General features: G+C 58.8%; 8 protein-coding genes and 4 pseudogenes. 5 read left to right on the top strand and 7 right to left on the bottom strand.

The annotated features are described in order from the left end of the window. From NMG46_RS24900 to NMG46_RS24915, 4 genes are all read left to right on the top strand, one after another. Positions 1-114: transposase domain-containing protein (locus NMG46_RS24900; protein ID WP_164747675.1), on the top strand; the 114-nt coding region annotated here is incomplete at its 5' end. Between the two features lie 721 nt (positions 115-835). Beyond that, positions 836-1702 (top strand): sulfotransferase domain-containing protein, encoded by an 867-nt coding sequence (locus tag NMG46_RS24905; protein WP_126038507.1) that lies wholly within the window; start codon positions 836-838, stop codon positions 1700-1702. Between the two features lie 699 nt (positions 1703-2401). Continuing rightward, on the top strand, positions 2402-3292 hold the full coding sequence (locus NMG46_RS24910; RefSeq protein WP_254820116.1) for a DsbA family protein: 891 nt from the start codon (positions 2402-2404) through the stop codon (positions 3290-3292). A gap of 205 nt (positions 3293-3497) precedes the next feature. Continuing rightward, positions 3498-3638 carry a hypothetical protein gene (locus tag NMG46_RS24915; protein ID WP_254820117.1) on the top strand — a complete coding sequence of 47 codons (141 nt, stop codon included), beginning with the start codon at positions 3498-3500 and terminating at the stop codon, positions 3636-3638. A 400-nt stretch (positions 3639-4038) separates the two neighbouring features. Here NMG46_RS24915 and NMG46_RS24920 read toward each other — a convergent pair whose 3' ends face one another. Then, positions 4039-5232 carry a TlpA disulfide reductase family protein gene (locus NMG46_RS24920; RefSeq protein WP_236370655.1) on the bottom strand — a complete coding sequence of 398 codons (1194 nt, stop codon included), beginning with the start codon at positions 5230-5232 and terminating at the stop codon, positions 4039-4041. 715 nt (positions 5233-5947) lie between these two features. Here NMG46_RS24920 and NMG46_RS24925 point away from each other — a divergent pair. Further along, a pseudogene (locus NMG46_RS24925) lies at positions 5948-6269 on the top strand (hypothetical protein); the annotation flags it as partial. Here NMG46_RS24925 and NMG46_RS24930 read toward each other — a convergent pair. From NMG46_RS24930 to NMG46_RS24950, 6 genes and pseudogenes are all read right to left on the bottom strand, one after another. Continuing rightward, positions 6266-7718: pseudogene (locus tag NMG46_RS24930) on the bottom strand (NAD-dependent succinate-semialdehyde dehydrogenase). The pseudogenes NMG46_RS24925 and NMG46_RS24930 overlap by 4 nt on opposite strands. A 714-nt stretch (positions 7719-8432) precedes the next feature. Then, the gene (locus NMG46_RS24935; RefSeq protein WP_245455149.1) at positions 8433-8930 is read right to left on the bottom strand and encodes a Fic family protein; all 498 of its coding nucleotides are present in this window, start codon (positions 8928-8930) and stop codon (positions 8433-8435) included. A gap of 19 nt (positions 8931-8949) precedes the next feature. Beyond that, positions 8950-9006, bottom strand: a pseudogene (locus tag NMG46_RS30030) (hypothetical protein); the annotation flags it as partial. Positions 9007-9207: 201 nt separating this feature from the next. Then, positions 9208-11046 (bottom strand): type II toxin-antitoxin system HipA family toxin, encoded by a 1839-nt coding sequence (locus tag NMG46_RS24940; RefSeq protein ID WP_127241052.1) that lies wholly within the window; start codon positions 11044-11046, stop codon positions 9208-9210. Positions 11047-11313: 267 nt separating this feature from the next. Beyond that, positions 11314-12108, bottom strand: coding sequence for a pitrilysin family protein (locus NMG46_RS24945; protein ID WP_329608241.1), 795 nt, complete (start codon positions 12106-12108; stop codon positions 11314-11316). A gap of 82 nt (positions 12109-12190) precedes the next feature. Then, a pseudogene (locus NMG46_RS24950) lies at positions 12191-12522 on the bottom strand (M16 family metallopeptidase); the annotation flags it as partial. Positions 12523-12547: the final 25 nt, after the last annotated feature.

Consider the following 12547-nt stretch of genomic DNA (forward strand, 5'->3'; position numbering starts at 1 on the left):
GGCTATCTCGCCGATGTCCTCACCAGGATCGTCAACGGCCACCCCAACAGCCAGATCGACGATCTCCTGCCTTGGGTCTACATCAACAAGCTCGAGCTCAAGGCCGTGGCCTGAGAACACCGCTTACTCCGCATGTGTCTTAGTGTTCGTTCCAAGCTGGCAGTCGACCCGCGAAGGCCTAGCAAAGCCCTGCATATTCGAGTCTCGCTGACGGTTCACTGACGCAGATCATAGACAAGGTCGATATCGGATTCCGGCTGCCGCTCCGTTCGCGCCCATGTCTCGGCAGTCGGGGCAATGGACGCGAGGGCATGCGCTCGGCCGCTCGCGAGGCGGTCTTGCGAGTGGCCTCGTTTAACGACGTCTCCTGGCCCGATGCTGTCAATGGAGCTTACTTTACTGGCTGCGCATGCGCCGCGCAAACCGTGGTGTCCTCGTCGTCAGGGCAGTGGGGACGACTGCACGGCAACGCAAGCGGTGCCGTCTGGGAAAATATATTCATTAGTATATTGGCGACATAACCAATCTTACTTGCGTTCTTCTATGATTAGGTTCATCGTCCGATCGAAACCGGGGGCATGACAAGGTGACTACATCTCTAGGGAACGCCGACGTGGCGTTTGGTAAATAGCTCATCTCAGCAAGTTGGCCACGAGCTTGCCGATGCCACCCGTACTAGCGGTTCGTCTCGCGGCTAGCGCATGCGACGGGCTTTACTTCTCTGGTACGGCAACAGAGGGCGCGACTGCTTGGGGTCAAGCTGGTCAGGAACTTGTCCTGTCGCGCATTGGCTCCGGCTGTTTAAAAAAGCCGCTGCAACAGTGAGGAAACCACAATGTTTCACCCGCTTCCAGAAGAGCTGCGCGATATCGCGGGTCAACCCTTTCCACTTTATCCCTGCTCGAATGAATCTTGGTCAATCAAGCCGACGGCCGGCCGCTCAAGCTCGCGGGTTATGATATGTTCCATTCCGAAGGCGGGCACCCACCTATATGCCCGTCTGCTTGGACTGCTCGGGCTTGTACAGTCCGATGTGTTCTTTAATAAAGACTATCTTGGAGACTTCCGCTTTGTGGATGTCGAGCGAGCTCGCTTCACTCATTCCGAAAATATTCTATGGATACCGATCGAGATATCCTCGCGCTTTATTCAGCCCGGTCAGTTTGGCTATGGGCATCTACCGTGCGACATCGGCACTCGCCATTGTTTAGCGGATTTCAAGATCGTCTTTCTTTCGCGCGAAATGCGTGCGGCAATTGTGTCGCAGATGCGATATGTAGGTGACAGCGATTGGTGCCCGCCTGAGAGGGCTGAGATTACGTGGCGCAATGAGCCGGACGGACCTGACAAAATGCTGAAGTACTTCGATGAGATCGCGCCTTTCATTTTCAATGATCGCTGCCATCCAGTGGCACCGTGGGCGGATCAGGAGAATGTTCTTGGATTGAGCTATGAGCAGATCATAGGCGACCAAGGACGCGAAGTTCAGTTCGAGACCATTCGCAGAATTGTAGAGTTTTGCGAGATCGAGCGGCCGCCGCAGCCTGAGCTGATCTTAAACCAGCTAATCGGACAGCAGACCTTCACCCTGTCCAGCGGGCGAACTTCGTGGGAGGCTTGCTGGAATGCCGAGATCGAGGCGCGGTTTACCGCGCTGGGAGGGACGAGACTCAACGAGCGATTCGGATTTGGTTCGAGATAGATTTCAGGCTGTCGCAGAGCCCGGCGATGGCAGGTACGCTCGGAGCCGCTCGCCGGACGTTTATGCGAGCGATATTCTGGAAAGGCGCGCTGACCACTGCCCACCTGCCGCCCGCGCAATCACTTCCTGAAGTGCCGACATCGCGATTGGCGCGGGGCTTGCAAGGACCCTTGGTGCAACGTTCGACCGGAGCGCAGCGACGGGAGATGCCCGGGAGGGAGGAACCTGCCTCGATCCGGTTAGGAGACAAGAATTGTTGAATATAATCCCGCACACCGCAGCGCGAGTCCCGCGCGCCCTAAGCCCTCTTATCCCAGCTTTACGTGCAGGTGTTTGCTGCAGTCACGCTCAGCCATCGCACTCGGCCGCCTGAAGTCGCTCGGCGAACAGCGACCGCGGGGGCAGTTCGCACGCACACAGCGCCGCTCACGGATGGGTCGGCTGTTGGGCCCAGCCATCCCACCGCATCTCTTCGAATAGCACGAGCCCCTTGACCTCCCGTCATCCGCGAACAGCGGGTGAGGCATTAAAGCGGTGCCCCCTTTGACGTCAAAAGGCCAGCCGTTGCCGCCCTGCCGTTCACTGTTAATTGGAGCCTAACCATGCCTTACGCCAAAAGCCGGCCTTATCGCTCTTTCACCCCTAGCCCTGCTTTTTTTCGGGCTGGCGACGCAATATGGTCCAGTTGCCAAAGACTACGTGCGCCAGCATGAAAACCATAGCCGGCTCGTCGCGTTTTGGCGGAAGCTCATTCCAGAGCGGCGCGACGCACTCTTAAACGACGCCGCTGCGCCAACTGCTGGCAACCCGAATGGCGACGTCCCTCTCGTCTTATTTTTGGACTACAACTGCCCGCGGTGCCGGGCGGAAGACCGTACAATCCAGCAAGCCCTCAAGCATGATCCCATGCTGAAGGTTGTCTACAAACATTGTCCGGGCAAGAGACCGGGTTCCAAATTTGCCGCACTGGCGGCGCTCGCCTCCAGCAAACAGGGAAAATATGAGGCGTTCCATCACGCCCTTATGGCTGCTCGCGGCCAGCTCAGCCAATTCGACATCTTGACTATCGCACGACACGTTGGCCTCGAGGTTGAGCAGCTCAAGCGGGACATGGAAGACCGCGCCATCGAAAACGTCCTCGCGCGCAATTGCGCGCTCGCCAAGGAGCTGTACATCAACGTCACGCCGGCGTTGGTTCTCGGCGACGAAGTGATTTCAGGTGTGCTCAAGATTCACACGCTGGAACGCTTCATCGCCAAAGAGCGGGAAGAAGCTAAGCGTCGTGCCGGATCACAACTTCGGCATTTTGACAGCGTGGCGGCCGGTGCGATCCCGTTCTTTGGCCACGAGTGCCGCTTCTCGCGCCGGGCCAAATCTCTTATATGGCCCGGCAACGCGGTGCTAGCGTGCAAAGTCCTGCATTCAGCTCGCTTTCCTCAACTTGGCCGAACGCGATCGCACAGCTCGGGATCTATTCAGCCGGTCCTGGTGTTTCCGTTCCGCCATCGGCGTCTTTCACCGAAGCCTCGCCAGAAGATAGGCGGGAGGCGCGCCGACGCCTGCTTCAGATCGCGGCCGGCGCGACGATGATCGTCATGGGGCTCTCGCCCCCCTGGGGTGATCGTACAAGTCCCGATTGTCAGAAGAATCTGTTGACGTGGACGCCTCGGCGCCAAGCTCGCGCCACCTGTCGACAGCGCGGCCCTTGGCGTGTTGGATAAAGCCGCAAAGCGGTTGCAAGAAATCCCGTTCGGATTGACGAAAATGACGGTGGCCGCACCCATGCACCTCGATCATGCCATTCAAGGCCGAGGCTCTGGTCGAGGTCACCTCATTGAGGATGACGGCGGCCGGAATTGCCTGGATCAAGCAGCCAATCGTGGTGCGCGACACCTCATTTATTGAATTGAGGGTGGCGCCGGTGTTCCGGCATTGAAGTCCTGATATCAATTGTGCGACAGGCTGCCTCATCGAACCGCTGGCGGAGGCAAGCGTGGGCTGCAGCACCAGATCACAGGCATGCCGCCAGCGAGGCCATCCCATGTGCTTAATGGCCATGCCGCCAAGATCGAATTCGCTACCCGCATGAAACCTCGGTGTGGTGGAGGTGTTGAGAGGCACCTGCGCCAGGCTGGCGAACGGTTAGAAGCGGGCAAAACCCGTAGCTCAGCTCATAGCCCGCCTAAACAAAGGCGGGCATGTTAGAAGGCCGCAGTCCTTCGGACTTAGGTCCAAAAGAGCGGCCCAGGTGATTTCGCAAGCCGGGCGGGGGTTTGCGCCGTTCGCATCAAGAGCTGTCCGCCCGGCCAATTCTGTCCCTTACATAAACCTGACAATCAGCCGCAAACGGTATACCAGCTGTCGAATCGGCCATTGTTTGGAACCGCACACAGAGCGCCGTAACAAACCTTCTCACCCTTGAAGTAGGCCAGGAACTGCAGTAAATGCGATATTTCGCCCTGTTCATCTTCGTCCCGGATAAGCTCCGGACCGCCCTGCGACTTCAGTGCCAGCTCGATCAACTCGATCGCCCGATCTTTGTTGCCGCTCTCGTGATAGTACAGGGCTGCCAAACGATAAGGCAGGAGCTTACGTTTGTCGCTTTCCGGGGGATTCAGTGCCAGGATGTGTTCGGACAGCTGTTTTCCCATCGCCAAGCGCTCAGCAGACGGAAAGTGCGAATGGTCAAGGTTCGGAAAGAAGAGCTCGTCTAACGCCGCAACCATCCAATTCTCGGAGTTTCTGTTGATCGCGTCGCGAACGAATTGGCGCATGACGGGCAAGCCGACCTGCATGTCCTTCATTTTGTGAAGCAACAGATTCACATGAGAACGGCGGAAACCGAGGTTGTCCGGCATCAAGGCGATGCCTTCTTCGATCGCCGAGAGCGCCGTCTTCCAATCCTTTTTCTCCACCGCGGCCCGATATCTGTCCTTGATCGGCTTCTTCAGCGCTTGTTCGCGCGCTATGGGTTCGCCTTCCGCGATCCGCTCCGCATCGGCGGATTTTGCCTGATCGCTGGTGCGCCAGCTGCCGTTAAGCACCTTCGGCAAGACCTCATCGAGTTCCGTCGGTTCACCAATAAAGGCGATGCAGCCGTCTCGGTCGACCACGAAACTGGTGGGAATCCAGAAAGAAAAGCTGGGCTCCATCCAAAGCTTGTCCATTTCGCCTGTGGAGTCGAATGCGATCCGATAGTTCAGATTCGGGAACTTTTCCGTCAACCAAGCGTCCAACGTGCTTCGGGCCTCATCGGCCGTTGGAGCGCGTTCACTAGCCGCGACTCCTACGATCTCAACGCCGCTTTCCCTGTATTTCTCCTGCAGCTGCATCAGATGGGGCATCCCGTCCACACACGAACCGCACCAAGTTGCCCAAAATTCGACGATGTACACTTTGCCGGGCTCGAAGCTGGTGAGGGGCTCGCCACGCAGCCAGGTTTCCGCTTGAATCGAAGGAGCCGGGGACTCGATCTGCAACACCACGTTGTTCTCCAAAGCCGTTGTCAAAGGTTGTGAGATTTTCTGCACGAGCTTATTTCCCTCTCAGAGACGGCACACGGTTCAGGGGAGAGAACATCCTCGTCTGCTCCATTGCATACCGTCCTGCTGCAAGCGTTGCAAGGTCCATGCCAGCGGGCTCAGCGCGCAAGTGCATGAATATGCTTTGAAAACCCTCCGCAGTGCCCGGATGGCGGTTGGATTGAACCTGACAAGTTTCTGCCTTTGTCAGGTTTTGAACGCGCATTGCCCGTGTTTCGCGCCGCCAGAAAAGCGTGGCCCATCCGCACGATCCTGAAGCCCAAACCGTCGAACACGTGCGACACCGCCGCAATATGTCGTGCCATGCATCGATGCCAAGCGCCTCGGCGTTGAGCTCGCAGCACGCCAGAACATCATCGACGAGACGTTCAAGCTCGACCCGGGAACGGGAAAACGGCCCGAGGTTTGGCCTTGGTCGGGACGGCCGAACGGCAATATCGCCGAGAGGGAAAGACGCAGAAGAAGATCATCACACCCGGCGAGCCGAAAGTGTCGGCAAGCCATCGCAGAAGGCAGCAAACATGCAGGCCCAGACGTATCGCTGGGCGATCTGAGGGAGTGGCATACGTTGCGCGCCTGGTGCAGAAATTGCTCGCATCATGCCGAAGTAAGGTCGGCCGCGCTAATCCGCCGGTATGGCAAAGGCGCACTATTCAGCACGGTCGAGGGCACTTGGTTGCCCGGGAATTGAACCGGCTCATCACTGGTCAGTGATAATGCCAGCCAGTTCATCTCGAACGCCATCCTCTCCTGCGCGGATCAGAACCGGTCGAATGGCATTCCATGCGCATGGCAAGCATCGCTATCGCCTGTGGCCCGCCGACTGCAACACCGCGCGGCCGCACTCCCAAATCGCCTGGCAGACACCGGCCAAGTTCGCCACCACCTTCAATCCGCGACGGTCGCTCGCGCTGCGCTATGCGAAAGGCTCCGCGCCAGCCCCCGTCGCTTCACCCGCCCAGCAGCGCACAACCCACGCCGGAAACGAACCCAAAACTGGAGAAACTCGGGGCGACGTCATTTAGATTCCACCCATGCAGAGGTACTTCATTTCGAGGTAGTCTTCGAGCCCGTGGCGGGAACCCTCCCGCCCGATGCCGGACTGCTTCATGCCGCCAAAGGGCGCCGCTTCCGAAGACATACGCCCCGTATTGATGCCAATCATGCCATATTCCAATGCCTCGGCCACGCGCCAGACACGCCTCAGGTTCGAGGCATGGAAATAGGCGGCGAGCCCGTAAATCGTGTCGTTTGCCTCACAGACAACCTGATCCGCATCGTGGAAGCGGATGATCGGCGCCAACGGCCCGAAAGTCTCCTCTTGCGCAACCGCCATGATGCTGGAGATCTCGGTGAAGGCTGTGGGTTGAAAACGTTCGGCCCCGCATCGAATTATCCCACCCTTAGCAACGGCATCTGCGATGTGGGACTCGATCTTGGCCAAAGCATGCATGTCGATGAGTGGTCAGACGTCCACTCCCGGAGCGAAGCCGTCGCCAACCGATAAGTGCCGGACTTTCTCCACGAACTTCTCGACGAACTCATCGTGAACGCTCGATTGGACGTAAAGCCGGTTCGATGAAACGCAAGTCTGGCCGGCATTGCGGAACTTCGCCTGGATCGCCCCGTCAACGGCAGCGTCAATATCCGCGTCGTCGAAGACGATGAAGGGCGCATTGCCGCCGAGCTCGAGGCTGACCTTCTTGATCTAGTCCGAGCACTGGCGCATGAGCAGTCGGCCAACCTCGGTGGAGCCTGTAAAGCTGATGTTTCGGACCTTGGCATTGGAGCAGAGTTCGCGGCCCCACGCGATCACCTTCGGACGCATAGACCAGGTTGACAACGCCGTCAGGAAAGCCGGCTTGCTGCGCGAGGGCAAACATTGCACCTGCCACGAGCGGCGTCTGTTCAGCAGGTTTGAGCACGATCGCGCAGCCCGCCGCCAGGGCCGGCGAGATCTTGCGCGCCACCATCGACGCTGGGAAATTCCATGGCGTAATCGTGCCGACGACACCGATCTGCTGATTGATCACCATCATCCGACGGTCTGTAGACGGTGCGGAGATCGTCTCGCCATAGATGCGATTGGCTTCTTCGGCGTACCATTGCAGATACGCGGCCGCATGCGAAACCTCCGACTTGGCTTCGGCAAACGGCTTGCCCATTTCCGCAGTCAGAATCGCGGCGAGATCGCCTGCATGGCGATGATCAGCTGATGCCATCGCCAAAGAAGGTCGCTGCGCTCTCGGGCGGTCAGCGCCGCCCATCCAGGCTGCGCGACATAGGCCTCGTCTACCGCAGCCCGTGTCTCCTCCACGCCCATGTCGGACGTCCTGCCAGCACTTCGCCGCTCGACGGGTTGAGGACCACAAATGACCGCTCGCGAACTGACGTGCCAAGTGCCGGCAGGCGATGGACGGCGCCAAACAGGTCCGGGGATTTCAGTGGCGGATCATCGGCAGGCACAGGGGCAAACCGGGTTCCTCTCAAAGGCAGCTGATATGTATAATCGGCAGAGCCTCGGCGTGTACTCCGCACCTGCGGGTCCTTATAGGGCCTCGGCCATACGGCTGGTAGACCATCCACTCAACTTGAAAGGGAGAATTCTTGAACGCTTCTGGTCGATGGCTTGCGGTTCTCATCAGGTGCAAACTGAACAATGGACATCGGCTTCCCGACCGCGCGTACCGGCCATCGGTCCGAATAGCAGCAGTGCAGCCAAATGCCTTTTTTGAGCATCATCGGATTGAAATTGCTTTCAAAAGTCCTCGATCTTGCCGCCCCCCATCGCGAGCGCCACAAACGGGCGTGGAAAATCAAAAGGGACCACAATCGAGAATCAGCACGGTGATGCCTTCTTTGCGACCGTAGGCACGCAGATCATCTGCCAGCTGGGCTCGGGACCGTGCAGGTCGCGCCCCAAAAAACGAGAAGGGGGGTCGTTGTGGTGGAAGAGGTCGGGGATTTTCGAAAGAGCGTCGTTTACGGCGGGTCGTCCCTGTAGAGCATTCCCCTCGAATGCGACCGCCTTCAAAGGAGGACTTGCCATCGACGCCACGCTGATAACCGCTGCTGGCAAGCTGGAACTCAATACCGGTTAATTGCACTGAGGGCGGCGGCAACCACCCCTCGAAAACTTTTTGCCCGGGGGCTTAAGCTCGGAAAGAGTGTTCCTTATCATATTGTGTTCAAAGTAAATGGACGTGGTGCGTTTCGTGGGTTGAATCACATAAAGTAGTCTGTGTTAACGTCTGCCAAACCACGTTCCCTTGCCGGTTCCATGTTGGGGCTAGATGGTTTATTTCGACCAGGGTTGCCACATGTTTTTTGACGGTGTTCCGGTTTGCACCGGTCAGGTTGACGATCTCGCCAATGGTCATTCGCCCGCGCTCCTTGAGGGCTTCAACTATTTGAAGGGAGAGTTCCGGAAGCGTACCGAGCACGAGACGCTCGCGCTCGATTTTCTTCTCAAGCCGCTGCTTTTGCTGCTGAAGAGCGCGCAGGAAATAAACAGCCCAGCGCTGCCAATTAGGCCTCGGACTGCGGATCGTTTTTTGAGTTTGCCGAAGCGCCAGATAGTAGCCCTCCTTGCTGTTCTCGATCACGCTTTCGAGCGAAGAGTAAGGCACATAAGCATAGCCACTGCGCATCAGCAGAAGCGTCGTCAGAACGCGATAGCCTTCCATTGCCGTCCTGGAATGGATGGATCTCCAAAAAGACCACCGTGAACATTGCCACGACGAGCAGAGATCTCGACCGCATCGACTGCGCCAGCCGACGCCCGAAGGGATTGTGCAGACGATCGAGCGGTTACGTCGCCGGCGCTAGAAAATAGGCCCTCCACTGAGCATCTATCATTAGCCTGAACTTTCGAGCCCTTGCCAAGCTTTGTCGGGGCGGTCTCGCCCATCACGGCTGGGAAGTGCGGTCCATGGAAACCGGCGTATCAGTTAGATCGATCATCTATGCAAACCCTTCGATGCGTTCGTGGACAATCGCGCGCATTTGCTCCGCCATCTTCGCGCCTTGAGAGCCGTCTGATAGAGGCGGCGGCAATTCGAGGTGGTTGAGCGCGCGTGAGAGGGCTGCAACAAGATCGTCGATGCTGGTATCCGCATCGGCTGCCTTGAGGCCAGCCGTGCTCGCGAAAGCCTTGAAGTCGGCGCGCCGCAGACGATCGTCCTTGCCGTTCAGCTTGAGGGCCATCCGGTCTTTTTCGAGGCGTGGAAACACGCGAGTCGTGACCGCGTCGTAGAGCGGAGCCATGCGAACTGAGCTGAATTGCGTGCTGCCGGGCTCTGCGATTTCCAGCAGTGCCATGTTCTTCAGGTGCATGTCGCCATCGGCGATCAGCCAGGCGAATAAGGATCGCTTCAGGACAAGCAGGACGTCTTCTTCGGGAGAGGTCGATAGCGGCCTTAGTGCCCGCGCGATGCGCTCCATCGTGCCGTCGTATTTTGCTTCGGTGGGCACGCCAAGTACCGAGCAGAAGTCCTCAAGCGCGAGCAGGTGTTTGTCCTCGAGGCTCGTTCTGATATCGAACCGCTCCACGAGTAGCGCCGGAGGCATCCCGTCAGGCATCGGGACGAGCGCTGTCGCGGGCGTCTTGAAACCGGCCGCGCTGCCCAAAGCGAGCGACTGCCATTCGATAACTGGCAGGGCCTCAAATCCGCCCGTACCCGCAGGTTTGAGAATGTGGGTAAAAGGCCGGCCGATACTGGGAGAGAGGGTGCCATCCGCACTGAGGAACATAGGCGCTTTGATCTGAACACCCGAAAGGCGAGGCGTATCAGTACGCTCGAATATCTGTGCGAGATTGCGTTCGAAACTCTGCTCCAGGTCGCCGCGACCCGGCCCTGCATACTGGCCAGTGAAGACAGTGTTTCTAGTGAAGCCATTGAGCCGGGTTAACAGGATGTCGGGCGGCAGGGCGGAGAGATCGCTCGCACGCTCGACGATGGTGATGTTGGACATGTAGCGTTTGCCCGAGCGTAGCGTCGCGCGCTCGTCGCGGTCGTTCAACACTGACTCAAGCCAGCCTTCAGGCAGCAGCGACAGAATGAAAGGAGGGAGCTTGCCCGGCGTGGTCTGGCGAACAAGTGGCGGGCCCTGATCGTCTGCATTCCAGCGCCACTCAAAACCATCATGTGTGAGATTTCCGAGCGGAGCGCCGTGCCACGCCACGATCAGATCGAGCGCGGCTCCGTTGCGTGCCGGTTCTGTGGTCAGTGGAGGGCGGAGGAAAAAGCGCTCGGCGTGCTCGCCCTCGCGATACCACTGGTTCGCGCGGGCAAGCGCCCATGTCGCGTCGGCAGCGCCCTGGGCGCTGCCGTATTGTTCTATGAGGCGGTTCGCGATTGCCTCGCGCATCGTCTCGTCGATGGATGCCGCGTGTTCGCTGCGCAGGCGGAAAGCTTCGAGGAAGCGCTGGCGCATCGAGGAGACGTCGATCCGGATTTCTCCCATTCCATCATCGACAATCGCTTGAGCGACTGATGGGTGGTCGGGAGCTGCGTTCTGAATGATTTCCAGCAAGCGCAAGCGCCTGCGCTGTATTCGTCGCCCGCTCAGGAACAGGCGGCCATCCCGGGTCGGGCCGAGAAGCACAGCGCTCGCCGCCGAGAGGTAAGCGTTGGGATACAGGTATTTGGCGATGCGGACGGCGTGCTTGAGTATCGTGGCCTCGATATCCTCCCCGGCATCGACATAGATGCCGCGCATTAGCTGGACGAGCTTGCCCGTTTCAGCCTGATAGTGGCTGCGGGTTTTATCGATGTTTTCCCCAACGAGGTGAAGGGCCATTTTCGAACTTTCCCGTATCTGATATACGGGAAAGCTAGCATAATCGGCTTCATATTCAAGAGTTCTAACTTTCCCGTATTTGGTATACGCAAAAGTTAGAATACTTTCTCGGAACGACGGCGTTCTTCGGGTCGGGAATCGAACCACGGGAGAGAACCTGGTCTGCGAAGGCGAGCAGGCAGAACTCAAGGCGTTCATTCTGCCACACCATAGTCGGATCAGCCACACGTAGGTCGGCGAGTCCTTCAGCTATTGTAGAGCGTGGGATTATTCGCTGTCACGGGCCAACGCCCATAATCGCGGGCTCGGCCGAAAGCAGCTTCTTCGCCGCCGCCCTGCCTGCTCGAGGATCACCTGCTCGATGAGGGCCGGGCGGCGCTGGATGTAGTCTATGCCGAGTTTGTCGAGCTGCAACCCGACAAGCGTGGCGGAAATCGGCCTGGAGGAACCCAGATTGTCGATAGCATAGGCGCCGATCAGATACTTCTTGCTCGCTTCGAGTTCGGCCGCTGTTGGGCCTGTGTCCACCAGCTCCTTGATTAGTTGTCTTATCAGGTCGAGCGTCTCGGCCGCCCTGTCGGCGCGCGTCGACGTCGTCACGACAAGCATGTTGGGCTGGTAGTCTTCCAAGCTGGACGAGACACCGTAGGCAAGGCCGCGCTTTTCGCGCACTTCCTGGAACAGACGTGAGGTAAATCGTGAGCCTCCGACTATATCGTTCATCAGCTGTCCCGCGTAGAATTCCGGGTCGTTGCGTCCCATGGCGGGAAAAGCCAGCTGGAGCGAAGTCTGGGGGAGGGCGTTGCGACCTGCGTCCGCTCGCCGCTTCGGGGTGACATCAGGTACGGGGGCGAGCGCCTGTTTCTGAGGCAAATCGCCGAACAGCTGGTCGAGCCTTGCTCTCAGGGCTTTGGCATCTATGTCGCCTACGACCGCCACATGCAGCCCGTCGCGGGCGAAAGCGGCTTTGTGGAAGGCGCTTAGATCGGCGGGCGTTACGCTGGTCAGGCTCCCTTGGGCGGTCTCGAATACGGATGCGTGCCGTAGAGTCCGCGCCGCCAGGCCAGCTCGGGGATCGCGTGAGGTTCGCGCTCATCGGCAATGATTTCGGAGAGAAGCTGGGCGCGTATGCGGTCGAAAACTGCTGGTATAGCCGGCTGCGGGTCCCGCCGCCGAGGATGTCGGCCAGCAGTCGAGCGCCTCGGCCTCGCCGGGTGCGGCCGTATGATAGGACGGCACCATCCATTGCGTGGAAAAGCGCGGCACCGAATTGCGCACGCCGGTCAGCGTCACCGTGCGCTTGGCGTTTTGCTCCGGCTCGACTGGGCGGATGCGGGTTAGACCAGGAGCCGTCGGCACGGTTCCCTACGTCTTATCGGCCAGCGCCTTGACCGTTTCCGGCTCGACATCGCCGGCCACCACCAGGACGGCGTTGCTGGGCGTGTAATATTTGTCATAGAAGGCTCTGGAGTCGGTGCCGTAGCGGATCGTGTTGGAATTT

Source organism: Mesorhizobium sp. LMG 17147, from assembly GCF_024297145.1.
Lineage (GTDB): Bacteria > Pseudomonadota > Alphaproteobacteria > Rhizobiales > Rhizobiaceae > Mesorhizobium.